The 24,480-nt window shown below is 72.8% G+C and carries 20 protein-coding genes; 14 read left to right on the top strand and 6 right to left on the bottom strand.

Translation table 11 applies throughout. The annotated features are described in order from the left end of the window. Positions 1-239 precede the first annotated feature (239 nt). Positions 240-647, top strand: coding sequence for a hypothetical protein (locus MTP10_RS04665; protein ID WP_310707739.1), 408 nt, complete (start codon positions 240-242; stop codon positions 645-647). 121 nt (positions 648-768) lie between these two features. Here the strand turns inward: MTP10_RS04665 and MTP10_RS04660 are convergent, their stop codons facing one another. After that, entirely contained in the window at positions 769-1,659 is an 891-nt protein-coding gene (locus MTP10_RS04660) for an alpha/beta hydrolase (RefSeq protein WP_310707738.1), read from the bottom strand. Positions 1,660-1,717: 58 nt separating this feature from the next. Then, positions 1,718-2,320, bottom strand: coding sequence for a GNAT family N-acetyltransferase (locus MTP10_RS04655; protein ID WP_310707737.1), 603 nt, complete (start codon positions 2,318-2,320; stop codon positions 1,718-1,720). Between the two features lie 120 nt (positions 2,321-2,440). Between MTP10_RS04655 and MTP10_RS04650 the strand changes: the two genes are divergently transcribed. Next, on the top strand, positions 2,441-3,406 hold the full coding sequence (locus MTP10_RS04650) for a TetR/AcrR family transcriptional regulator C-terminal domain-containing protein (protein WP_310707736.1): 966 nt from the start codon (positions 2,441-2,443) through the stop codon (positions 3,404-3,406). A 29-nt stretch (positions 3,407-3,435) separates the two neighbouring features. On the opposite strand, the gene map is transcribed toward MTP10_RS04650, so the two are convergent. After that, entirely contained in the window at positions 3,436-4,218 is a 783-nt protein-coding gene (gene map / locus MTP10_RS04645) for a type I methionyl aminopeptidase (protein WP_310707735.1), read from the bottom strand. 66 nt (positions 4,219-4,284) lie between these two features. Here map and MTP10_RS04640 point away from each other — a divergent pair, with 66 nt between their 5' ends. Next, positions 4,285-4,587: a helix-turn-helix transcriptional regulator gene (locus MTP10_RS04640; protein ID WP_310707734.1), complete on the top strand. Its 303-nt coding sequence runs from the start codon at positions 4,285-4,287 to the stop codon at positions 4,585-4,587. 130 nt (positions 4,588-4,717) lie between these two features. On the opposite strand, the gene MTP10_RS04635 is transcribed toward MTP10_RS04640, so the two are convergent. Further along, positions 4,718-6,169, bottom strand: coding sequence for an MFS transporter (locus MTP10_RS04635; protein WP_310707733.1), 1,452 nt, complete (start codon positions 6,167-6,169; stop codon positions 4,718-4,720). Positions 6,170-6,242: 73 nt separating this feature from the next. Further along, positions 6,243-6,731, bottom strand: coding sequence for a MarR family transcriptional regulator (locus MTP10_RS04630; RefSeq protein WP_310707732.1), 489 nt, complete (start codon positions 6,729-6,731; stop codon positions 6,243-6,245). Between the two features lie 276 nt (positions 6,732-7,007). On the opposite strand from MTP10_RS04630, the gene MTP10_RS04625 reads away from it, so the two are divergent. The 5 genes from MTP10_RS04625 (at position 7,008) to MTP10_RS04605 (ending at position 13,118) form a co-directional block, all read left to right on the top strand. After that, positions 7,008-7,160, top strand: a complete 153-nt coding sequence (locus MTP10_RS04625) for a hypothetical protein (protein ID WP_310707731.1) — start codon at positions 7,008-7,010, stop codon at positions 7,158-7,160. A 74-nt stretch (positions 7,161-7,234) separates the two neighbouring features. Beyond that, positions 7,235-7,990 carry a ZIP family zinc transporter gene (locus MTP10_RS04620; protein WP_310707730.1) on the top strand — a complete coding sequence of 252 codons (756 nt, stop codon included), beginning with the start codon at positions 7,235-7,237 and terminating at the stop codon, positions 7,988-7,990. 158 nt (positions 7,991-8,148) lie between these two features. Continuing rightward, positions 8,149-9,291: a glutamate--cysteine ligase gene (locus tag MTP10_RS04615; RefSeq protein ID WP_310707729.1), complete on the top strand. Its 1,143-nt coding sequence runs from the start codon at positions 8,149-8,151 to the stop codon at positions 9,289-9,291. Positions 9,292-9,387: 96 nt separating this feature from the next. Continuing rightward, on the top strand, positions 9,388-11,175 hold the full coding sequence (locus MTP10_RS04610) for an N-acetylglutaminylglutamine amidotransferase (RefSeq protein ID WP_310707728.1): 1,788 nt from the start codon (positions 9,388-9,390) through the stop codon (positions 11,173-11,175). After that, the gene (locus MTP10_RS04605) at positions 11,175-13,118 is read left to right on the top strand and encodes a prolyl oligopeptidase family serine peptidase (protein ID WP_310707727.1); all 1,944 of its coding nucleotides are present in this window, start codon (positions 11,175-11,177) and stop codon (positions 13,116-13,118) included. The genes MTP10_RS04610 and MTP10_RS04605 overlap by 1 nt, the downstream gene beginning before the upstream one ends. Before the next feature lie 27 nt (positions 13,119-13,145). Here MTP10_RS04605 and MTP10_RS04600 read toward each other — a convergent pair whose 3' ends face one another. Further along, positions 13,146-14,822 (bottom strand): RecQ family ATP-dependent DNA helicase, encoded by a 1,677-nt coding sequence (locus MTP10_RS04600; protein ID WP_310707726.1) that lies wholly within the window; start codon positions 14,820-14,822, stop codon positions 13,146-13,148. Positions 14,823-15,022: 200 nt separating this feature from the next. Between MTP10_RS04600 and MTP10_RS04595 the strand changes: the two genes are divergently transcribed. The 6 genes from MTP10_RS04595 (at position 15,023) to MTP10_RS04570 (ending at position 24,479) form a co-directional block, all read left to right on the top strand. Next, on the top strand, positions 15,023-17,146 hold the full coding sequence (locus MTP10_RS04595) for a prolyl oligopeptidase family serine peptidase (protein WP_310707725.1): 2,124 nt from the start codon (positions 15,023-15,025) through the stop codon (positions 17,144-17,146). Positions 17,147-17,287: 141 nt separating this feature from the next. After that, positions 17,288-17,779, top strand: coding sequence for a hypothetical protein (locus MTP10_RS04590; RefSeq protein WP_310707724.1), 492 nt, complete (start codon positions 17,288-17,290; stop codon positions 17,777-17,779). Continuing rightward, positions 17,779-19,182 carry a hypothetical protein gene (locus MTP10_RS04585; protein WP_310707723.1) on the top strand — a complete coding sequence of 468 codons (1,404 nt, stop codon included), beginning with the start codon at positions 17,779-17,781 and terminating at the stop codon, positions 19,180-19,182. The genes MTP10_RS04590 and MTP10_RS04585 overlap by 1 nt, the downstream gene beginning before the upstream one ends. Continuing rightward, positions 19,179-20,546 carry a VWA domain-containing protein gene (locus MTP10_RS04580; protein ID WP_310707722.1) on the top strand — a complete coding sequence of 456 codons (1,368 nt, stop codon included), beginning with the start codon at positions 19,179-19,181 and terminating at the stop codon, positions 20,544-20,546. The genes MTP10_RS04585 and MTP10_RS04580 overlap by 4 nt, the downstream gene beginning before the upstream one ends. A gap of 13 nt (positions 20,547-20,559) precedes the next feature. Next, positions 20,560-21,675: an AAA family ATPase gene (locus tag MTP10_RS04575; protein ID WP_310707721.1), complete on the top strand. Its 1,116-nt coding sequence runs from the start codon at positions 20,560-20,562 to the stop codon at positions 21,673-21,675. Next, on the top strand, positions 21,672-24,479 hold the full coding sequence (locus MTP10_RS04570; protein ID WP_310707720.1) for a DUF5682 family protein: 2,808 nt from the start codon (positions 21,672-21,674) through the stop codon (positions 24,477-24,479). The genes MTP10_RS04575 and MTP10_RS04570 overlap by 4 nt, the downstream gene beginning before the upstream one ends. Position 24,480: the final 1 nt, after the last annotated feature.

The raw sequence follows: 24,480 nt of genomic DNA, 5'->3' as shown, positions 1-24,480 counted from the left end.
AACAGCTGGCTGCCGACGCGAGCCGGCGCCAATGCAGACCACAGGGATACGCCGGAGGAATCGGCGCGCGGGCACAGAGGGGGGACCGGCCTCCTCGGGATCGGCGCGGCGCGTCGTCCGCACCGACCCCGATCGATCGCTACGTTGGACATTGCAACTTAACGGTAGGAAAAAACAACCAGTGCTGCTAGCGTGCTCATCGGGACACCATCCAGCGATGTACGAAGAGGAGACCCACCGTGCCGCAGCTCCTGATCGAAGCTCCCATCGGCATCAGCGACCACGCCAAGCGGAAGATGATGACAGAGATCAACTCGGCCATCGAGGCTGCTTATCCCATTCCTGACGTCCGGATCTGGCTACGCGAATACTCGCCGGAGAATGTCGCCCAGGACGGGCGTATCAATGCGGAGCCCATCAAGCCGCTCTGCTTCCTGGAGGCCCCCGAGCTCTCCGACCTCGACGTCAAGAGGACCATGGCGGAGAAGGTCCTCGCCGCGATCGCGGTTGCCTACCAGGGCATCGCCAACACCGACGAGACACTGCTGCTGATGAATCACTACCCGCTGGAGAACGCGGGCTGGGCCGGCCGGCTCCAGTCCGACAATCCTGAGATCGTCGAAGTGGTGGCGGCGCTGAACCAGTAGCCGGCAGGCCGCGGATCTTCAGGGGGTGTGCCGGCGATCCCGGGCGTGGACGGTCCCGGGCGGTGCACGTGCGCCGTCACGGGGCCGGCACCACAACCGACGTCAGCGCGCCCCCGTCGGGTCAGCGGGTCGCGAGTTCGGCGAAGATGTCCACCAGTTCGGGCCGGTCGAACGGGCCCACATGAGGTGCCGCGACGCTGCGGACGTCCGTCAGGTTGTCCGGGGTGAGGCGGTCGGCCTCTGCGATGAATCGGTCCTGCAGCGCCGGTGGGATCAACCGGTCAAGGGTGAAGCGCACGTACGTCCGCGGGATCCGCCCCCAGGTGTGCGCTTCGCCGCGGGCTTCGGCCAGGGGAATGCCGGCGGTCTCGTCCGGCTCCAGCAGGTTGAGCAGGCGGCTCACCCCTTCGTCGGTGAAGTCTGCGGCAAGGGCGTTCTTGACGGCTCCGAACACCGCCGGGTCGGCCGAGCGCCAGTTGACCCGGGTCACCCCCAGCACCGCTGGATCGGCGACCATCGCGGCGCTGATCTGGGGAATCAGGCTCTCGCTGTTCTCCGGGGTTTCGAGGTAGGCGACCATGTTCGGCAGGTCGACGCAGCAGTACGCCGCGACGTAGACCACCCGGTCGAGCAACTCGGGGATGGCGTTGCCGACTCTGCTCACGGTGACGCCGCCCTGGCTCATGCCGACCAGGATCACCGGCCCGTGGCGGCGGGCGCGGCGAACCACCTCCACGACGCGCTCGACGTAGTCGTCGATGGTGATCTTGGCGAGCGGCGACGGCTCGGTGGCCAGCGCGTCGAGGTCCTGCGGGGCCTGGTACGAACGGGGGTAGAACGCCTCGCGGCCGTGTCCGGGTAGGTCGACGGCCACGCACCGGTGCCCGCGCAGGGTGAGCTCGCTGGTCAGCCCCGATGCCCAGGCGGAGGAGGAGTTGGTGCCGTGGATGAACACCAGGGTCGGCGGGCGCCGGTCGGCGTCGCGGGCGTCGGCTTCATGGTTCGTTGTCATTGACGTTCGCTTTCCTTGTGTCCGTCGGACGGGTGGGACGGGTGGTGGGAGTCGGTGGTCAGCGGTGCGGTGGGCGCCACATCGGCCACAGGAGCGGGCTGTCTGCCACGCGGACCGGTTCGCCGAGGTCCTCGAACCCGTGCCGCAGGTAGAGGGCACGGCTCCGCGGCGAACTCGCCTCCAGATACGCCGGGAGCCCGTCGGCGTCCGCTCGCGCCAGCCGGTGCCGCAGCATGGCCGAGCCGAGTCCGGCGCCCTGCCGCCCGCTGACCACTCCCATGCAGGGGAGGTAGACGTGCGGTTCGCGGTCGGGGTGCCGCTGTGCCAGCGCCTGACCGAGAGCGGCCAACCGGGCGCCGTTCTCACCGAAGACCGCGCCCAGGGCCGCCTCCGGAAGCTGTTCATAGGGCGTCTGGCCGGCGGCCAGCGTCAGCCACACCGACGCACCTTCGGGACGGCCGACCAGGTACGCCTCCCCGGCGGGACGGGTGACCAGGGACCCGTAGAAGAACGGCTGGAGACGACCTCGTTCACCGGCCTCGGGGAAGATCCAGCAGACGACCGGATCGCTCATGAACGCCTCGGTGAGGACGTCCACCACCGCCTGCCGCTCTGTCCCATCCGCCTGCCGTACGGGTGCGTACGGCGTATTCACTGTCATGGGTACAGGGTATAGAGAGCTGGCTCCACGTGGGCTTTCTTGCGCCATTCAGGCAGAAGAAGTGCACTAGTGCGATAGAAATGAACTAGTACACTTCAGCAGCCCAAGGATCGGGGGCCCATGCCGTCGTCAACGCAGCGACCGGATCCGCCGTACCGGCGGATCGTCGCGGAGATACGTGCCCGGATCCTGTCCGGCGACCTGCGGCCCGGCGATCGGATGCCTTCCATCCGGCAGATCGCCCAGCGATGGGGGGTGGCGGTCGCCACCGCGACCAGGGTGATGGCGACTCTCCGCGACGAGGGCCTGATCGAGGCGAAGGTCGGTTCCGGCACCGTGGTCAGCGCCCGCGCGGGTCAGGAGCAGCCGCCCGGCGCGGCCACGTCGCCGAGACCGCGGCCGGCCGGCGTCCCCAAGCAGGCGCTGAACCGGGAGCAGGTTCTCCGCGCCGCCATCGCGATCGCCGACGTCGAGGGGCTCGACGCCGTGTCCATGCGGCGCCTGTCGGCCGAGCTCGGCGTCGCTCCCATGTCGTTGTACCGGCATGTGGCGAACAAGGACGAGCTGGTGACGCAGATGGTCGACGAAGCCTTCGGCGCGGCGGAGCTGCCCGTTCCGGGACCGGAGGGGTGGCGGGCCAAGCTCGAACTGATCTCCCGCCGGCAATGGGAGTTGTGCCGGCGACACCTCTGGCTGCCCAGGGCCGTCTCGTTCACCCGCCCGTCGCTCGTGCCCAGCATGATGGCGCACACCGAGTGGACCCTGCGCGCACTCGACGGGCTGGGGCTGCCCATGGCGACCCGGATTCGCGAGGCACTCACGTTGCACGCACTGGTCCTCACCGTGGCGCTGTCCATGGCGGACGAGGTCGAGGCGGAGCAGGAGACCGGGGTGACGCTCGACGGGTGGTGGCTGGCACAGCGGAACCGGGCCGACGAGCTCCTCGAAAGCGGACGATTTCCGCTGCTGGCTACGATCTCCGGGGAAACGGTGTCGGACCTGGACGGGCTGTTCGAGTACGGCCTGGCATGCCATCTCGACGGGTTCGCCGCCCTGGTGGAGGGGCAAGCGCGAACGCGGTCATGAGGGGTTGCCCGGAAGCGGGGGCTCCCACTTCACGGCTGCGCCTGCTTGGGCAAGGTGAGGATCTCGGCTCCGTCGTCGGTGATGGCGATCGTGTGCTCGCTGTGTGCCGTCCGGCAGCCTGTCGCACTCCGGAGCGTCCACCCGTCGGCATCGGTGACGAGCTCGGCGGTGTCCGCCATGACCCACGGCTCCAGTGCCAGCAGCAGCCCAGGGCGCAGTTTGTATCCACGGCCGGGCCGTCCGGTGTTCGAAACGTGCGGGTCCTGGTGCATCGTTGATCCGATGCCGTGACCTCCGAACTCGGTGTTGATCGAGTACCCCGCCTCGCTGAGGACCGTGCCGATGGCATGGGAGATGTCGCCGGTCCGGGCCCCTGGCCCGGCGGCGGCGATCCCCGCGGCCAGCGCGCGTTCGGTCGCACTGATCAGCGCGACGCTCTCCTGGGGCTTCGCGTCGCCCACGATGAAGCTGATGGCAGCGTCCGCGGCGACTCCGCCCTTGGAGACGGCGAGGTCGAGTGTCAGCAGATCGCCGTCGGCAAGCGGGTAGTCGTACGGCCGTCCGTGGAGCACGGCGTCGTTGACGGCCGTGCAGATGTAGTGGCCGAACGGGCCGCGTCCGAAGGACGGCTCGTAGTCGACGTAACAGGACAGCGCTCCCGCCTCGACGATCATGTTTTCGGCCCACCGGTCGATGTCCAGGAGGTTCGTGCCGATCGTGCTACGGCTCTTCAGCGTCTGCAGGATGTCGGCGACCAGGGCGCCCGCCTCTCTTGCTCGAGGCAGCTCGGTGGGGTTCAAAATCTCGATCATTCGGCGCCTTCCTCACGCGACCAATAACTATCCCGGCCAAACTATACCGGTACTATCATCAGAGTCATGGTCAGGTTGCCCCTCACGCCCGCAGAGGTCGAGCGCGGACAGCGCCTCGGCGCCCTCCTACGTCGGGCCAGGGGAGAGCGCTCGATGCTGGAGACCGCGCTCGACGCACATGTCTCACCGGAGACCCTCCGGAAGATCGAGTCGGGCCGCGTGGCGACCCCCGCCTTCCCGACGATCGCGGCGATCGCCGATGTCCTCGGCCTCTCCCTCGATGCGGTGTGGGCCGAGATCAGCCGCCCCGACCATGGCGTTGGACCGACCAACTCTGATCACAACGCACGTGAGCAGCTGACCTCGTAAGCCGCGACAGGAGCGTCCCCGGTGAGTACGCCCAGCACTCCTGAGCGGCAGGCGATCTCGTAGAGCCTCATGGCCTCACGCCGAAACGCCCGGCGCGCGCTTCGGGCGCGCCGGGCGGAAGGCCGACGTTTCAGGAGGCCACAGGGGCCGCCGCCGCCTCCGGAGCCGGCCGGTCGGCGGTGGCCGGGGTGGGCCGGCGCATGACCAGGAGTGCCACGGCGAACGCCGCGAGCAGCAGCCCGGCGGAGATGGTGAACGCGAGCCGGTAACCGCCGGTCAGCGCGGCGGCCTGGCCGGCGCCGGTGGCCAGGAGCTCCCCGGTCCGGGAGGCGGCCATCGTGGACAGCAGGGCGACGCCGATGGCCATGCCGACCTGCTGGGTGGTGTTGAACAGCCCGGAGGCGAGGCCCGCGTCGCTCTCCCGCGCCCCCGACATGGCCAGCGTGGCCAGGGCCGGTAGCACCAGGCCGCCGCCCGAGATCAGCAGCATCGGAGGGAGCAGGTGCGTGACGTACCCGGCGTCCACCGTGACCCGGGTGAGCACGAGCATCGCCGCGAAGAGCAGCACCAGGCCGGCCAGCAGGACGGCGCGGGCGCCGAAGCGGGCGTTGAGCCGGGCCGAGACGAACAGGGAGATCGAGCCGATGCCGACCGCGGCCGGGAGCATGGCGAGGCCGGTGTCCAGCGCGCCGTAGCCGAGGACCCGCTGCATGTAGAGGGCGACGAGGACCTGGAAGGCGAACATGCCGGACAGGGCCAGCATCTGGGCGAGGTTCGCGCCGGCCACGTTGCGCGAGCGCAGGATTCGCAGCGGCATGAGCGGCGCCTTGGCGGTGGCCTGCCGTACGACGAAGCCGGCCAGCAGGGCCAGCGACACCGCGCCGAGGCCGAGCGTGTGGGCGGCCAGCCAGCCGTACTCCTCGACCTTGACCACCGTGTAGATGCCGAGCATGAGTCCGGTGGTCACGAGCACGGCGCCGGCCACGTCCGCGCCGGCGGCCAGGCCGATCCCGCGATCGGCGGGCAGGGCCCGCAGCGCGAGCCCGACGGTGGCCACTCCGATCGGCACGTTGATGAAGAAGATCCAGGGCCAGCTCAGGGCGTCGGTGAGTACGCCGCCCAGGACCTGGCCGATCGACGCGCCCGCCGCCCCGGTGAAGCTGAAGATCGCGATCGCCTTGCCCCGTTCGCCGGGATCGGTGAACAGCGTCACCAGGATGCCCAGGACCACGGCGGAGGCCAGCGCGCTCCCGACGCCCTGGAGGAACCGGGCGGCGATCAGCAGGCCGGGACCGGTGGCCGCGCCCGCCAGCAGGGAGGCGGCCGTGAAGATCGCGTTCCCGGCGAGGAACATCGTCCGGCGCCCGATCAGGTCACCCAGCCTGCCCGCCAGGAGCAGCAATCCGCCGAAGGGGATCAGGTAGGCATTGATGATCCAGCTCAGCCCGGCGGGCGAGAAGCCCAGGTCCTCCTGGATGACCGGCATCGCGACCGTCACGATGCTGCCGTCAAGGATCGTCATCAGTCCCGTCGCGGACAGCACGCCCAGTGCTGTCCAGCGCGAGTTTCCCACGTACGACATGTTCTCTCCCGTCGTTGAGCTCGACAGGAGAGACCATAACAGATGGTTTCGTAATAGACGATCCTCTTCGGATCTAAACTGCGCGCTCCCGAGCCCGGCGCGTCGGCTGGGGGCCTTCGGCGGGGGTGGCGAGATGCCCGCTGACCAGCCGGTTCAGGGCGCGTACCAGGACCTCGCGCTCGTCGTCGGGCAGCGATTGGAGGCTCGCCCGGTGGACGCCGTCCACGAGCTCCTGGCTGCGCCGGGCGATGGCGGCACCCGCTTCCGTGACCGCGATGATGCGCGCCCGCCGGTCCGTGCTGGACGGGCGGCGCTCGGCGTACCCGGCCTTCTCCAGCGCGTCCACGGTCACCACCATCGTGGTCTTGTCCATGTCGCCCAGCTCGGCGAGCTGGATCTGGGTCCGCTCCTCTTCCAGGGCGTGCACCAGTACGCAGTGCATGCGCGCCGTCAGGCCGATCTCGGCGAGGGCCGCGGCCATCCGGGTCCGCAGCACGTGGCTCGTGTGGTCGAGCAGGAAGGACAGGTCGGTTTCGGTGCGCGTGGGAGCCATCGCTGTCATGCCGCCAGCCTACCTAAACAGTCCCGGTGCGGATTATCTACGAAGAAACGGTCCGGGAGTCTCGGTAGGTTCGTGCCGTGCCGGAACATGCTGATGTCGGCCTCGCCTGCGAGGAGTTGGTGAAGGCGCTTCGTGATCTCGCCGCCCTGTCGTCCCCGAACGGCTCGTCGAGCGAGGCCGTCGCGGAGTCGGTCGCTCGCGTCAGATCGGCCGCGCGCTCCTACGCCGACGCGATCGGCGAGGTCACCGGGTGGGACGACGTGTTCGCCGACCTGGATGACGGACTCACTGGCCGCCCTGGACGGGTGGGACGTGCGCAGGTACGTCGAGCAGGGCATGAAGACGGCGGGAAGCGGCTGGACCGTGCGCCATGTGGGCAGAGCCCTGTCGGAGATGAGCCACGCCGATCGGTGGGAGGCCGGCTTCTGAGCGGATGCACGGGCTGACCGGAGGACCCCCGGGCGGGCGTTTGCGGGCGGTGTCGTGCGGGAACCCGCCTGGTCATGCCGGAGTGGTTGCAGGCGGGTGGGTGGGGGCTGCTGGCGGGGTTCGCGCTCGTGCTGGGCGCGCTGGTGGGTTACGCGGTGCGGCTGCCGCAGCGGGTGATCGCGTCGGTGATGGCGTTCGGCGCCGGCGTGCTGATGTCCGCCGTGTCGTTCGAGCTGATCGACGAGGCGCACGCGCGCGCGGGCCTGGCGCCCACGGTCGTGGGCGCCGTGATCGGCGCCGTCCTCTACACCGCCTGCAACGTGCTGCTGGCCCGCCGCGGAGCCAGGCATCGCAAGCGCTCCGGTGGCCGGCAACCCTCCGAGCAGGAGCAGAGCGGCTCCGGGACGGCGATCGCGCTCGGCGCGGTGCTCGACGGGGTGCCGGAGTCCGTGGTGATCGGCGCGAGCCTGCTCGGCGGGGGCGCGGTGAGCGCGGTGACCGTGGCGGCGGTCTTCATCAGCAACGTGCCGGAGGGGCTGTCCAGCGCGGCCGGCATGCGCGGCGCGGGGCGGTCCAAGACGTACGTGTTCGGGCTGTGGAGCGGGATCGCCGTCATCAGCGGCCTGTCGTCGCTGGCCGGGTACGCGCTGCTGGGGCAGGCGCCGGTGGCCGTTCTGGCGGGCATCATCGCCCTGGCCGGCGGCGCGATCCTCACCATGATCGCCGACACCATGATCCCCGAGGCGTTCGACAACGCGCACCTGATGACCGGGCTCATCACCCTGGCCGGATTCCTGCTCGCGTTCGCGGTGTCGAAGGCGGGCGGCTGAGGCGTCCGATCCCCGTACGCGCCGCTGCTGCGGACGGGCCTGGAGGCGCGCCGTAACGGTCGCAACAAAGATCGCATCAGTCCCATGAGGTGCTAAAGGCGATTTTTGGGGCAGGTGACCGCAATGCGGACGAGCGCTGAGACTTGGGGGTGTTCCTGGTGACCGGCTCCGCGATCACGCTGGGCGTCGAGGAGGAGTTCCACATCGTCGACACGCGGACCCGTCACCTGGTGCCGAGGGCGGGGATGCTCCTCGACATGCTGCCGGACGACTGCTTCACCAAGGAGCTCCAGTCCTCCACGCTGGAGGCCAACAGCAGGCCGTTCCGGGGGCTGGAGGACCTGGCGCGCGACCTGGGCGGCATGCGCGCGATGGTGGTCCGGCGGGCGGAGAGCCTGGGGCTCGGCATCGTGGCGGCCGGCAGCGTGCCGCTGGCCGACATCGACCGGATGAAGGTCTCGCCCGACCCGCGCTACGAGCAGATGCTGGACGACTACCAGCTCCTCACGCGCGAGCAGCTCATCTGCGGGACCCAGGTCCACGCCGAGATCACCGACCGGGAGCTGGCCCTCGCGGTCGCGCACCGGCTGGCCCCGTGGGCGCCGCCGCTGCTGGCGCTCAGCTCCAGCTCGCCGTACTGGCTGGGCGCCGACACGGGGTACGGCAGCTACCGCACCATGGTGTGGCAGCGCTGGCCCACGGCCGGGCCGATGGCCCGCTACGACTCCGTGGCCGACTACGAGCGGATGATCCAGGACCTCATCCAGTCCGGCGTGATCAGCGACCCCGGGATGATCTACTTCGACATCCGGCCGTCGGCGCACGTCCCGACCGTGGAGCTGCGCGTCTGCGACTCCTGCCCGCGCGTGGACGACATCGTGCTGATCGCCGGGCTGTTCCGGGCGCTGGTGGCGCGTGAGCTGGAGGCCGTGCGGCGCTCCCCCGGCCTGGAGGTGCCGCTGGAGGGCGTGCGGGCGGCGACGTGGCAGGCGGCGCGCTCCGGGCTCGAAGGGGAGCTGGTGGATCCGGTGGAGGGCGTCCCGCGGCCCGCCGCCGAGGTGATCACCCGGATGGTGAACGACCTGCGGCCGTACCTGGAGGAGGCGGGCGACTGGGAGCTGATCTCCGGACTCGCCGGCGACGCGCTGGCCAGGGGCAGCTCGGCCGCGCGGCAGCGGGAGGCGTTCGCCCGGCGGGGGCTGCTGGGCGACGTGGTGGACATGCTCCTCGCCGAGACGCGGTCCGGCGGGTGGGAGCCCCTGGGCGGCGACGCCTCGTCGTCGTACCGACCGGCCGCCTGAGAAAGCCTGAAAAGGCAGGAAAAGCCTGAGAAGGCCGGCCGCGTGGAGAAACGGGCCGCGTGAGGGACTGTGCGAGATGCGGAAGGCGACTGACACATGTGTGGGCTGAGCGGCGAAATACGCTTCGACGGGAAAGCGGCGGACATGGGCGCCGTGGACCGGATGACCGAGGCGATGCGCGAGCGGGGGCCCGACGGAGCCGGACTGTGGTCGACCGGCCCCGTCGCCCTCGGCCATCGCCGCCTCAAGATCATCGACCTGTCCGACAAGGCCGCCCAGCCCATGGTGGACGGCGAGCTGGGTCTCGCCGCGGTGTTCAACGGCTGCCTGTACAACTACCGCGAGCTGCGCGAGGAGCTGCGTGCCGCCGGGTACCGATTCTTCTCCACCTCCGACACCGAGGTGCTGGTCAAGGCGTTCCACCGGTGGGGCGTCGAGTGCGTCGACCACTTCAAGGGCATGTTCGCCTTCGCGGTGGCCGAGCGTGACACCGGACGGCTCACGCTGGGCCGCGACCGGCTCGGCATCAAGCCGATGTACCTCTCCCGGTCCGGCGACCGCCTGCGCTTCGCCTCCACCCTGCCCGCCCTGCTGGCCGGCGGCGACGTGGACACCACGATCGACCGGGTCGCCCTGCACCACTACATGACCTTCCACTCCCTGGTGCCCGGCGAGCGGACCATCCTCAACGGCGTCAGCAGGCTGCCCGCCGCCACCGTGCGCACCTTCGAGGCCGACGGCACCAGCACCGACCGCCACTACTGGGACCCCGCCCACACCCGGTCGGCCCTGCCCGAGCGGGCCGGCCTCTCCGACGACGAGTGGCGGCACGCCGTCCTGGAGGCGCTGCGCGCGGCCGTGCGCCGCCGGATGGTCGCGGACGTGCCGGTCGGCGTACTGCTGTCGGGCGGCCTGGACTCCAGTCTGATCCTCGCGCTGCTGGCCGAGGAGGGCCAGGCGGACCTGGCCACGTTCAGCATCGGCTTCGAGTCGGCGGGCGGCCAGCGCGGCGACGAGTTCGCGTACTCCGACCTGATGGCACGCCGTTTCGGCACGGACCACCACCGCATCCGCATCCCGGACAGTCGCCTCCTGACCGGGCTGGAGCAGGCGGTGCGCTCGATGAGCGAGCCGATGGTCAGCCACGACTGCGTCGCCTTCCACCTGCTGTCGCAGGAGGTCGCCCAGCACGTCAGGGTGGTGCAGTCCGGGCAGGGGGCCGACGAGGTGTTCGGCGGCTACAGCTGGTTCCAGCCGCTGGCGGGGGTGCCCAGGAAGCGGGCCGCCGAGGTCTACCTCGCCGAGTTCGCGGACCGGCCGCACGAGGCGCTCGCCGGTATCGTGAGCCCCGACTACCTGCTCGACCACGACGCCAGCAGCGCGTACGTGCACGCCCACACGGCCAGGCCGGGCGCCGACACCGCGCTGGACGCCGTCCTGCGCCTGGAGACGACCGCCATGCTCGTCGACGACCCCGTCAAACGGGTGGACAACATGACCATGGCCCACGGCCTGGAGGCGCGCACGCCGTTCCTCGACCACGAGCTGGTCGAGCTGGCCGCGGCCTGCCCCACCGAGCTCAAGCTCGCCGACGGCGGCAAGGGCGTGCTCAAGGACGCCGCCCGCAAGCTCCTGCCGAGCGAGATCATCGACCGGCCGAAGGGCTACTTCCCCGTCCCCGCCGTGCGCCACCTCGACGGGCCCGTGCTGGACATGGTCCGCGACGCGCTCACCGGCCGGGCCGCCCGCTCGCGCGGCCTGTTCCAGCCCGCCTACGTCAAGGCGCTGCTCGACGACCCCGACCGCGACCGCGCCACGACCGGCGTCAACACCCTGTGGCAGCTCGGGCTGCTGGAGCTGTGGCTGCAGGCCCAGGGAGTCTGATGGCCCCGTCCCCCGCTCCGTCCGTCCCCGCTCTGTCCGTTCCGCTGCCCGCACCCGAGAGCCTGACCGCATGGAACTGCCGGACCCCGGCGCTGTCCCCCGACCACGGGGCCGTCGCGTACGTCAGCGACCGGGACGGCCGTCCCCGCGTGTGGATCCAGCCGCTGCCCGACGCGGGGCGCCCCGCCGAGCACGCCATGCCGGCCGCGGAGCACGGGTGGCCCGCCGGCGAGGAGGACACGGGCGCCGGCCCGCCGGACGGCGCGCCCGCCCGGCCCGTCGACACCGGCCCCGAGCCGGTCGCCGACGTGTCCTGGGCGCCGACCGGTGAGCGGCTGGCCGTCCTCGTCGCGCCCGGCGGCGGAGAGCACACCGAGGTGTGGACCGTACGGCCGGACGGCGGCGACCTGCGCCCGCTGGCGGCGCCGCCCGGCGGATCGGCGTCGTTCGTCCGGTGGACGGGACGCGGCGAGGTGCTGCTCGTCACCGAGACCTCTGCCTCGGGGTCGACCGAGGCCGTGCTCGTGGACGCCGCCACCGGAGGCCGCCAGGTCGTCGCGGCCGGCCCGTTGCTCCGGCCCGCCGCCGTCAGCCGCGACCATGCCACGCTGCTGCTGCGCCGGGGGCCGAGGGGCGCGCGGCGCATGTCGGTGGCCGCCTGCGGTCCCGGCGCGGGAGACGAGCTGCCGCTGCTGGCCGGCCTGCCCGGCTCGACCGACTACGGCATACTGTCACCGGACGGGGAGACGGCCTACCTGCTGTCCGACGCGGGCCGCGACCGCGCCGCCCTGCTGGCGGTGCGTGGGGGCGAACGGGTGCTCGTACGGGGGGACGAGCTTGAGGCGCGGTCGCACGACGTGCTGGCCCAGCGGGAGGACGCCGAGCTGGACCAGTTCGCGCTGAGCGCCGACGGGCGGCGCGCGGTCCTCGTGTGGAACGAGCACGGCCGCTCCGCCCTGGAGGTCCTGGACACCGGCACAGGGGCCGTGAGCCCGCTCCCTCCCCCGCCCGCCGACGTGGTCACCTCGATCCGGATCAGCCTCGACGGCGGCACGGCCGTCCTGGCCGCCGAGGGGCCGGACCAGCCCTCCCACGTGCTGCTGTGCGACCTCGCCACCGGCCGGTACGACCAGGTGGCGGGCGCGGGGCGGCTGACCGGGGCGCCGCACGCCGAGCTGGTCCGCCTCAGGGCCCGCGACGGCCTGGAGCTGGCCGCCTGGCTGTACCGTCCCCCGAACGGCCACGGTCCCGCGCCGTACCTGGTCCACCTGCACGGCGGCCCCGAGGACCAGGAGCGGCCGGCCTTCAACCCGCTCTACCACAACCTCGTCGCCTCGGGCATCGGCGTGCTCGCCCCCAACGTGCGCGGCTCGTCCGGCTACGGCCGGGCCTTCCGCGAGGCCGACGACCGCGAGCTGCGCTTCCACGCGATCGACGACGTGGCCGACTGCGCCACCGAGCTCGTCCGGCTGGGCGCCGCCGACCCGCGCCGGATCGCCTGCATGGGATGGTCGTACGGCGGCTACCTGACCCTGGCCGCGCTGGTCACCCATCCCGGACTCTTCCGGACGGGCATCGACGTGTGCGGCATGTCGGACTTCGAGAGCTTCTATGCGCGTACCGAGCCGTGGATCGCCGCCGCCGCGGTCGGCGAGTACGGGCACCCGGAGACCGACCGCGACCTGCTGCGCGCCCTGTCGCCGCTGCGGCACTTCGACCGGCTGGAGGCGCCGCTCCTCGTCGTCCACGGGGTCCACGACACGAACGTGCCCCTGCACCAGGCCCAGCAGGCCGTCCAGGCGGCGCGGGCGCGCGGGGTGGTGTGCGAGGAGCTGCTGTTCCCGGACGAGGGGCACGAGATCCGGCGGCCGCCCAACCGGGCGGCCTTCGTCGGCAAGGTCGTCGAGTGGCTCGGCCGCCACCTCCTGGCCCCGGTGGGCTGACGGGCGGCCGCGCACCGCCTCCCGGAATCAGGCGCCGGTCTCGCGCAGGATGCCCTGGTCCACGACGGCGTCCAGCAGCAGCTCCCGGTACCCGGCCTCCTCGAACAGCACCGTCAGCCGGTCCTCGTCGCGCCGGATGACCTCCCCCGGCCCCCACGTCTCGTGCTCCACCTGCGCGTGGACCGGGAACGGCCCGTCGCCGCGCGCCGGCTCACCGGCGGTCCCCGCGTGGCAGGTGTCGCAGTTGCCGCACGGCTCCCCCAGGTCCTCGCCGAAGTACGCGAGCAGGAACCGCCGGCGGCAGTCCAGGGTCTCGGCGTAGCGGCGCATCATCTCGTGCCGGGTGCGCTCGATCTCGCGGTGCCGCTCGGCCAGCTCCCGCGCCCGCGCGGCGGCGGGACCGGGGTCGGGCCCGCCGGGCACCGGCATGATGCCGCGCGTGCCCAGCCGGACGGCCCCGGCGCGTTGCAGCAGGTCGAGCAGCGTGGTCAGGCGACGGGGCGACAGCTCGGTCCGCTCGCGCAGCTCCTTGCGCTCGATCCCGCCGGATCCGGCATCGGACTTCGCGACGGCCTCGGCGACGCGTTCCAGCGCCTCGACGTCCGGGAGGGCGCCGGTGAAGAACCGCTGGAGGCCCAGGTCCTCGGGCCGGTAGAACAGCAGCGCCCGCGCCGGGTCGCCGTCCCTGCCCGAGCGGCCGATCTCCTGGTAGTAGGCGTCCAGGGAGCCGGGGATCTCGCTGTGGAAGACGTAGCGGACGTCCGGCTTGTCGATCCCCATGCCGAACGCGCTGGTCGACACCACGACGTCCAGCTCGCCCGCCATGAACCTGCCGTGCACCGCGTCGCGCTCGCCCCGGCGCAGCCCCGCGTGGTACGCCTCCGCCCGCAGGCCCGCCTCGGCCAGCCGGCCGGCCAGCTCGGAGGTCCGCCGGCGCGTCGCCGTGTAGACGATGCCGGGCTGCGGCTGCTCCAGCACCGCCGCGACCAGCGCGTCGGTGGCGTCGGCCAGCTCCCGGCGCACCGACAGGGTGATGTTGGGACGGTCGAACCCGCGCACGATCTGTAGCGGGTCCCGCATGCCGAGCCGTTCGACGATCTCCTCGCGGACGGGCGGGGCGGCCGTCGCCGTGAGCGCCGCGATCACCGGGCGGCCGATCGCCTCGGCGGCCGAGCCCAGCCGCAGGTAGTCGGGCCGGAAGTCGTGCCCCCAGGCCGACACGCAGTGGGCCTCGTCGACGACCATGAGCGAGATGTTCGCCTCGGCCAGCTCGCGCACCACGTCGGGCCGGGTGAGCTGCTCGGGCGCGCAGAACAGGAACTCGGTCTCCCCCGCGCGCAGCGACTCGAAGGTGGCCGCCCGCCTGCTCGCGGACGTGCCGGCGTCCACGCTGGTCGCCTTCTCGTCGTGCCGCTGGCGGCGCAGCGCCTCCACCTGGTCGCGCTGGAGGGCGATGAGCGGCGACACGATCAGGGTCGGTCCGGGCAGCAGCAGCGCGGGCACCTGGTAGATGGCCGACTTGCCGCTGCCGGTGGGCATGACGACGAGCGTGTCGCGGCCCTCAGCCAGCGACGTCATGGCCTCGAGCTGGCCGGGCCGCAGCTCGGCCAGGCCGAGGGATTCGCGGGCCGCCCGCTCGCACCTGTCGCGTACGGTCCCGCCGTCCCCGGCCTGCGGGGCGTCGCTGGAGAGATGAGCTCGCATGGCCGCGCCCCTACCCTCGTGGGCGGGGCTATGCCCGGTCAGGCGGAGCGGCGGTACGTGACGGGGCCCAGGCTCGGCGCCGGTGATAAACTGTGGATGAACTGACAGGCCGTCTCCCGAGGAGGCGGCCACGCTGCTTTTCGGATGTCCGTCGCGTGCCGGGGCCTCGCCCCGCCGCACGCGCTACCCGAAGGAGCAGCATGTCCGCCCCCTCCCTGCCGCGTCAGCTCGCCCGCACGCGGCGGTTCACGCTCGGCGCGCCCGGCAAGGTCAGCGTCTCGCCCGACGGCGGCACCGTCGTCTTCCTGCGCAGCCGTGCCGGGGACGACCCGGTGAGCTGCCTGTGGGCGCTCGACGTCGCCACCGGCCGCGAACGCCTCCTCGCCGACCCCCGGGCGCTGCTCGTGGGCGCGGGCGAGGAGCTCTCCGCCGAGGAGCTCACCCGGCGTCAGCGGGCGGGCGAGCTGTCCTCCGGCATCGTCGCCTACGCCGCCGACGCCGCCTGCGAGCTGCTGGCCTTCGCGCTGTCCGGCCGGCTGTGGACGGTCCGCGTCTCCGACGGCCTGGTACGGCCGGTCGCCGCGGCCGAGCCGGCCCTCGACCCCCGCCCGGACCCCACGGGCCGCCGCGTCGCGTACGTCAGCGGCGGCGCCCTCCGCGTGGCCGACACAGGAGACGCCCTGGATCGGGCGGTGGCGGTGCCGGACGGGCCGGAGGTCACCTTCGGCCTTCCCGAGCACGTCGCGAGCGAGTCCATGGGCCGCCACCGCGCCTACTGGTGGTCGCCCGACGGCACCCGGCTGCTCGTCGCCCGGGTGGACACCGCGCCCGTGCGGCGCTGGCACCTGGCCGACCCCTCCGACCCCTCCCGGCCTCCGGTCAGCTTTCCCTACCCGTCGGCGGGCACGGCCAACGCCGAGGTCAGCCTGTGGATCGCCGACGCCGGAGGACGCAGGCCGCTCACCCCGGTCGCCTGGGACACCAAGGGGTTCGAGTACCTGACCGACGCCGGCTGGGACGCCGCAGGGCCGTACGCGTCCGTGCAGAGCCGCGACCAGCGCCACGTCCAGGTGCTGGGGATCGACCCGGCCACCGGGGCGGCCCGGGTGCTGGCCGAGCAGCGCGACGACGCCTGGGTGGAGCTCCTGCCCGGCCTGCCCGCCCGCGACTCGGCCGGCGCGCTGTTCACCGCCGGCGACGTGGACGGCACGCGCCGGCTGATGGCCGACGGCGTGCCCGTGACCCCGCCCGGCCTCCAGGTCCTCGGCGTGCTCGCCGTGGACGGCCGTACCGTGCTGTTCGCGGCGACGGACGAGCCGACGCAGACCCACGTGTGGGCGTACGACCCGGACGCCGGGGCGCGGCCGCTGACCACCGAGCCGGGCGTCCACAGCGCCGTGCGGCGGGGCGGCACCACCGTGCTCCTCTCCCGCACCCTCGACCGTCCCGGCACCCGCGTCACAGTCCACAGCGCAGGAGCAGCCAGGGCGGGAGCAGCCGGTGCGGGGGAAGCCGTGGAACGGGAGATCGCCTCGCACGCGCAGCGGCCCGTGCTGGAGCCCCGGCCCGAGCTGCTGAGCCTCGGCCCCCGCGGGCTGCGCGCCGCCCTGTTCCTGCCCTCCTGGCACCGGCCCGGCGACGCCCCGCTGCCCGTCCTCATGGACCCGTACGGCGGCCCGGCCCTGCGCAAGGTGACCGCCGAGCAGGCGTGGTGGACGTACGTCTCGCAGTGGTTCGCCGAGCAGGGCTTCGCGGTCCTCGCGGTGGACGGCCGGGGCACGCCCGGACGCGGGCCCGCCTGGGAGCGGGAGATCCACCTCGACCTCGCCGGGCCGGTGCTCGACGACCAGATCGAGGGGCTGCGTGAGGCGGCGGCCCGCCGGCCCGAGCTGGACCTGTCACGGGTGGCGATCCGGGGCTGGTCGTTCGGCGGGTTCCTGGCCGCGCTCGCGGTGCTGCGCCGGCCCGACGTCTTCCACGCCGCCATCGCGGGCGCGCCCGTCACGGACCAGCGGCTGTACGACACGCACTGGCGCGAGCGCCACCTCGGACACCCGGACGAGCACCCGGAGGCGTACGACCGCTGCTCCCCCGTCCTGGAGGCCGCGTCGCTCACCCGGCCGCTGCTGCTCATCCACGGCCTGGCCGACGACAACGTCGCGCCGGCGCACACCCTGAGGCTGTCCGCGGCGCTGCTCGCGGCCGGGAAGGCGCACGAGGTGCTGCCGCTGCCGCGCACCACCCACCTGCCCGTCGAGGAGTCCGTGGCCGAGAACCTGCTGCTGCACCAGCTCGGCTTCCTGCGCCGCGCCCTGCCCTCCTGAGCCCCCACCTCCGGTGATCTTTTCCGGTCCAGGATTGTCGGTCGGTTGGGGTACATTTTCGGATCATCAATCGGCCGTTCGCGTAGTGCCGTCGCACGATCAGGCGTCCGCGAGCCGTACGGGCTGGGAGGTCGAAAGGTCGTGACCGCGGACATGGCCGCGTGGGAGCAGCGCAGCGTGGTGCCGGTGGTGCCGCCTGTCCGGCCCCGCAAGCTGGCCAAGGTGCCGTTCGTCGAGCTGGCCGACGGACGGTTGCAGGGCGTCGTGTCGAGCGGCTCCGACATCGAGCGGGTGTACGTCTCCTCGATCGCCGCCGGCACCCACGCCTACAGCTGCAGCACCAACAACAACCGGCCCTGCGGCGGCCTGTACGGCTCGCCGTGCAAGCACCTCCAAGCGCTGGCCGCCGAGGCCGTGCTCCAGTACGGCCTGGACCGCGTGGCGGGCTACCTGCGGGCCGAGGTCGGCGAGGACGGCGACCTGATCGGCGCCCTCGACGGCTCGGTGGAGCGGACGCAGGCGTCCATGGTGTTCAGCCGGTTCCTGCGCCACCTGGCGTACCTGGAGCTGCCGGGCACGGGTGAGCCTGTGCCCGAGTTGCAGTGGTTCCCGGCGACCGGGGCGGGTGCCTGATGCGCGGAGTGCAGCTCGCCGCGCTGCTCGACGGCGACGTGCCCGGGACCGGGCAGGCCCTGGAGCTGGTGACGGGGTTCGACGACGCGCTCGCCAACGGGTTCGCCCGGCTCGGCGAGGAGCGGGCCGGGGCGCTGGCCGCCCTGGCCGGGGCCATGGCCGGCACGCCCCTGGGCGACCGGGCGGCCGAGGCGGCGGCCAAGATCGCCGCGGGCTCGGTCGGCGAGGAGCACCTGGCGGCGCTCGCCGGGGCCCGCACCGCGCTGCTCGGCGCGGTCCACGACGCCCTGCTCGACCGGCTCGACGCCGCGCTCGGCCGCGACCGCGAGCCCTGGCCGGCCACCGGCGGGACGCCGGACGAGCCGGGCGTCCCCGCGAACCTGCTCGCCGCCGGTCGCTCCTGGCTGCACGAGCTGGCCATCACCGGCTGGCGCGGCGTCGACCACGACCTGGTCTCCGGCTCCGGGCAGGCCGTCGAGGCCCTGCTCGCCCAGCCCGCCGCGCGCCGCCTCGCGGTGCTGCTCGACGGGCTGGCGGCCGAGCTGGCCGCCTCCGGCCCGATCGGCCTGATGCCGCACCTGCCCGCCCGCCGGTGGGGCGACCTGTGGGCGCGGGCCCTCCTGCTCGCCCAGCCCGGCGGCCTGCCCGCCCGTCCGGAGCCGGTCACGGTCTCCGGGCGGCTGCTGCCCCTGGGCGTGGACGTCCACGAGCACGGCACCGCCGTCCAGGTCCAGGTGCACGGCGTGCTGGAGCCCGCGGGCGACGAGCCGAAGCGGCTGGTGCGCGCGAGCGTCAGCGCCATGAAGGTCGACACGATCACCGGCCCCGCCGTGTGGCGGCTGCTGGGAGGCCACCCGGCGCTGCTGACGGCGCTGGCCGAGCACCGCGCCCTCGACCTCACGGGCATGCCGCTGCTGCCCGGCGGCGACCTCGTGTGGCACGACGACCGGGCCCGCGCGGGCGAGCCCGCCGACCCGTTCGCCGTGGCCCGCGTGCAGCTCGCCGGCGCGCTCGCCCCGCCGGCGCCGCCCCTCGACCGCCATCCCGTGCGGATCGCCGAGCCCGTCCTGCTGGAGGGCTACACGGTGACCGGCGACGGCACGCTCGACGTCGACGGCCACCCGATCGCCCTCGACACCGACCGGCTGCCCTCATGCGGCCCGCTGACCCCCCAGCTCGTGGCGGCCTCCACCGCCTGCGTCGGGCTCATGCGCTGGGACGGCGGACGATGGTCCGTCCAGCCGCTGGCGGTGCAGGCGATGGTCAAGCGCAAGCCGGTCGAGGCCGGCAACGGCGACTGGGCGCTCGGTCCCACCGACCCCAAGGTGGTCAAGGCCGTGGCGAAGGCCGGCGACGTCGTCGCCGTACTCCAGGAGCGGGCGGGACGGCTGCTGCGGCGATGAGCGAAACCCCGAGCGAGTCCCCTGCCGAATCCCCGAGCGAGTCCCCGCGCGGGTCTTCGAGCGCTGACGCGAACCGGCGGCAGCTCCTCTACTGGCGGCTGCTGTCCCGCGTCTTCGAGGCCGACGAGCAGCCCGCCCTCGAAGCGGGCAGCATGGCCGTCGTCGGCGACCTCGGCCTGCCCGCCGCCCTGCTCGACCCCGGCATCTCGGTCGACAACGTCGTGCAGCGCTTCCCCGAGCTGGCCGCCGAGTTCGACGGCCTGATGGCGCCCGGCCTGCCGGAGTCCGAGGAGATCGGCCCCGAGGAGGTGCGCCGGGCCGCGCTGGTGTCGAAGCTGCTGCTCAACGTGTTCGCGACCGGCTCGGGCAGTGTCTCCGCGAGCGGCCTGGCCCGCTGGCAGCAGGACGCCGGCTGGTTCGAGCGCGCCCTCGGCCACGAGCCCGGCGGGCTGCGCGCCAACCCCGCGAGCGACGAGCTCGGCGGCGTCCTGGCCGGCCTCGAAGGCGATCTGGTCAGCCGGATGCGCCTGCGCGAGGTGCTGGCCGACCCCACCCTGGCCCGGCAGCTCACGCCCAGCATGTCGCTCATCGAGCAGCTCCTGCGCGACAAGGCCAACCTGTCGGGCATCGCGCTGGCCAACGCCAAGGCGCTGATCCGCCGGTTCGTCGACGAGGTCGCCGAGGTGCTCCGTACGCAGGTCGAGCAGACCAGCGCCGGGAAGATCGACCGATCGGTGCCGCCCAAACGGGTGTTCCGCAACCTCGACCTCGACCGGACCATCTGGAAGAACCTCACCAACTGGAGCCCCGAGGACCAGCGGCTCTACGTCGACCGCCTCTTCTACCGGCACACGGCCCGCAAGAACACGCCGTCCCGGCTGATCGTGGTGGTGGACCAGTCGGGCTCCATGGTCGACTCCATGGTCAACTGCACCATCCTCGCGTCGATCTTCGCCGGGCTGCCGAAGGTGGACGTCCACCTCATCGCGTACGACACCAGGGCGATCGACCTGACGCCCTGGGTGCACGACCCGTTCGAGGTGCTGCTGCGCACCGACCTCGGCGGCGGCAACGACGGGCCCGTCGCGATGGCGATGGCCCGGCCGAAGATCGCCGAGCCGCGCAACACCGTGATGGTGTGGATCTCGGACTTCTACGAGTTCGACCGGTCGCAGCCGCTGTTCGACGGGATCCAGGCCGTCCACCGCTCCGGCGTGCGGTTCATCCCCGTCGGCTCGGTGAACAGCTCCGGCCAGCAGAGCGTCAACCCGTGGTTCCGCCAGAAGTTCAAGGACCTCGGCACTCCGGTGATCTCCGGCCACATCCGCAAACTCGTGTTCGAGCTCAAGAGCTTCCTCACCTAGGAGAGTCCCCCGCATGACCGACGAGATGCTGCGTGCCCCCGCCGAGGTGAAGTACGCCGACGAGCTCGACTGGCTGGAGTCCGTGGACGACGGGCCCAAGCCGTTCTCGTGGCGGCTGAGCCCCCGGATGGTGCGGCTGTTCGTGCTCGGCTCCGATCGCTCCGACGGGCTCGACCGGGAGATCAAGCAGAAGTGGTTCGGCGACCGGAGCTTCGTCGAGCGCGCCATCGTGACCCTCGCCTCCGACCGCGGCCTGCTGCTGATCGGCGACCCGGGCACGGGCAAGAGCTGGCTGGCCGAGCTGCTGTCCGCCGCGATCAGCCGCAACTCGACGCTGGTCGTCCAGGGCACGGCCGGCACCACCGAGGACCACATCAAGTACTCGTGGAACGTCTCCATGGTGATCGCCAAGGGGCAGTCGCGCGACTCCATGATCCCCTCGCCCATCATGACGGCGATGGAGCAGGGCGTGATCGGCCGCTTCGAGGAGCTGACCCGCTCCACCAGTGACGTGCAGGACGCGCTCATCTCGATCCTGTCCGAGAAGTACGTGTCCATCCCCGAGCTGGACGACGACAACATCGTCTTCGCCAAGCCCGGCTTCTCCATCATCGCGACCGCCAACAGCCGCGACCGGGGCGTCAACGACCTGTCCTCAGCCCTGAAGCGGCGCTTCAACTTCGTCCGCATCCCCGTCGTGACGAACAAGCGCAGCGAGGCGGAGATCGTCCGCTTCCGCACCACCGAGCTGCTGCGCCGCCACCGGATCGAGCTGGACGTGCCGCCCACGCTCCTCGACATCCTGCTGCAGAGCTTCGCCGACCTGCGGGCCGCGTCCGAGTCGGCGAGCAGCGACGACGAGAGGCTGGAGTCGGCGCTGTCCACGGCCGAGCAGATCGGCGTGCTGGAGGACGCCATCCTGCACAGCCAGTTCTTCGGCGACCAGACGCTGCGCGCGCAGACCCTCGCCGGCTCCCTGGTCGGCTCGCTGGCCCGCCGCAACCCGGAGGACCTGGCCATCCTCAACAAGTACTGGCACGGCGTCGTCGAGCCCCGCAGCAAGAAGGACGGCGGGGAATGGCCGGACTTCCTCGAAGGCGGCCGCCAGGCGATCGCCACCCTGTCATGAGCTCGCCCGGCGCGGTCGCGGGTCCGTTCGGAGCCCTGCGCGAGCAGCTGCTGGACGCCGCCGCGGCCTTCGCCGGCGCTCCGGCCTCCCTGTCCGAGATCCTCGCGGGCCTGGTGGACGACGTCGACCGGGCGCTGCGTGAGGAGCTCGAGATCTTCCCGGTGTGCCACCACTCGCCCGCGTCCGCGCTGGCCATGGCGCGCCGGCTGCGCGAGAAGCGGCCCCAGGTCGTCTACCTGGAGCTGTGCGAGGACCTGCGCCCGCTGCTCGGCGAGCTGCGCAACTGCCGCCTGCCGGTGGCCCTGCAGGCGTTCGCGACGGAGCTCGACGGCTTCCCGCCCGGCTCCGGGCCGCTCAGCGTGGTGGCGCCCATCACCGAGGCGTCGGCGGAGTACCAGGTCATCGCGTACGCGCTGGAGACGCCCGGCGTCGAGCTGGTCCTCGTGGACCGCTCGGCCGACCACGTCTTCCAGTGGCTGCCCAAGGACGAGGACGCCGCCGAGGAAGAGCAGCCGGAGCACGGTGAGGACGCGGCGCTGCACGGCGACGCCGTGGGCATCGAGATCGGCGACCTGCGCCCCCGCTTCGCCGAGCTGGAGGCCCACCTGCTGCACCACGGCAAGGTGCGCCACTGGTCCGAGTGGTGGGACCAGTACGTGGAGCGCCCCCTGCTCGACGCCGACCACGACACCTACCGGCAGGTCATGGTGCTGATCGGCAGCCTGTTCCGGCGGCTGGCCCCGGAGCGGGGCGACCGGCTCGCGCGGGACGAGGAGCGCGAGCGCCACATGTGGACGCGCATCCGCGAGCACCTGTCCACCTCCGGCGCCGACCCGGAGCGCTGCCTGTACGTGTGCGGCGCCTTCCACGCGGCCAGCCGGGTCGAGGAGTTCGGGCTCGCGGGCTCCGGCACATACGCCATCACGCCCCGCACGGGCACGCGGTGGCTGTACGGCCTCATCCCGTCCAGCCACTCGGCCATCGAGGCGCAGTTCGGCCTGGCCTCCGGCTCGGTGTCGATCGCGGCGGCGACCTGGGCCAAGGCCGTCTCGCGCGGCGGCGTCCAGCCGTACCGGCTGGAGGGACAGCCGGGGCAGGCTACGACCAAGCGGACCCGCGCGAAGGAGCCGGGACCCGAGACGCCGCGGCCGGTCGCGGACCGGCTGAGCGGGTTCCTGTCCAAGCCGCCGGAGCTGGGCGGGCTCGACGAGGCCGAGCTGCTCGGCTGGTGCGTGGACCTGGTCCGGCTGGCACGCCGCAACGGCTACCTGGCCAGCACCGCCGACGCCATCGCCGTGTACGAGACGTCGATCCTGCTCGCGAGCATGCGCGACCGTGCCCGGCCGACGCCGTACGACTTCCAGGACGCGGCGGTCACCTGCATCGAGAAGGACGTGGTGCCCGGCCGGCGCGACGTCCGGCACCTGTGCGAGATCCTGCTCGGCGGCGACCGCATCGGCCAGGTCGGCTACGACGCGATGCCGCCGCTGGCCCGCGACGTCTACGACCGGCTGGAGCCCCTCGGGCTCGACCTGCACAAGCGCACGGTCCAGCGGGCGCTGATGAACCTCGACGCCGACCCCCACCTCGCGCCCTGCTCGCACCTGCTGTGGATGCTGCGCTACCTGCTGCCCGAGGGCGCGGTGCGCCCCATCATGGGCACGCGGCGGCTCGGCGAGCGGTCCATCCAGGAGAGCTGGGACCTGTCCCTCGGCCAGCACCAGCGCTCCGTCATCGAGCTGGGCTACCAGGGCGTCACCGTCGAGCAGGTGCTGGAGCGGCGCCTGCGCGACGCGGTGCGGCACCCCCGGGCCACGGCCGCGACCGCGCTGGAGGCGGTCGAGGACTCGATCGTGTTCCTCGGCAGCCGCCGCTTCACCGACGAGCTGGGGGCGCGGGCCGTCGAGCTGCTGTCCGCCGAGCGCACCGTGGACGACGCGCCCGAGGTGCTGCGCCGCATCCGCCGCCTGCTCGCCCACTACCGGGCGGCGGAGCCGGAGCTGCCCGCCTGGTGCGAGGCGTTCGTCACCACCGGCTACGCGCAGTACTGCACGCTGCTGCCCACCGCGTTCGTGGCCGAGGACACCGGGGTCCGGCAGGTCGGCGCCATGCTGGGCTTCCTGTTCTCCATGGAGGGGCTGGCGCTGTCGCTCGGCTGCGAGCGGGCCCAGCTGGAGCTGGCCGTCCAGCAGTCGCATCCGCGGACGCCGGCCAAGGTGGCGCTGCTGTGGGCGGCGCACACGCAGCTCGGGCTGCTGTCGATCGCCGCGCTGCGGGAGCGGTGCGACGAGCTGCTCGCCAACCCGCTCGTGCTGCCGTCGTTCCCGCTCTACATCAGCGGGTTCGTGCAGGCGCTGGAGTCGGTGCCGTCGCTGACGCCGTTCGTGGTGGAGCTGATCTCCAAGGCGTTCGCGCGGTTGCCGGACGCGGTGCTGCTGCCGTGGCTGCCCAGGCTGATCACGACGCTGCGGGAGCAGGCGCGGGAGCTCGTACCGGTGCTGGTGAGGGAGGCGGGCCGGACGTTCCCCGCCGGGCTGGCGGAGCTGGACGCCTGGGTGCCGCCGTGGAGCGGGCGCACGGCGGTCCCCGCGGCGGCGGGCGGGCCGGTGGCCGTGGCCGGCGGGCCGGTCGCCGAGCTCCTGCGCGCCCAGCCGGGCACGTGCGACGCGGTGGCGTCGCTCCTCGGCTGCGAGGGCGGCTGGCTGACGGAGGAGCCGGCCGCGCACGCCGAGGCCGTCGCCCTCCTGGCCCGCCACCCGGAGACGGCGCTCGCGGTGGCCGGTCTGGTGGCGTCCACGGGGTAGG

This window comes from Nonomuraea sp. 3-1Str, assembly GCF_031570565.1.
Taxonomy (GTDB): domain Bacteria; phylum Actinomycetota; class Actinomycetes; order Streptosporangiales; family Streptosporangiaceae; genus Nonomuraea.
Note: the sequence above shows the minus strand (reverse complement) of the source record. Positions and strands in the feature narration are given on the sequence as shown.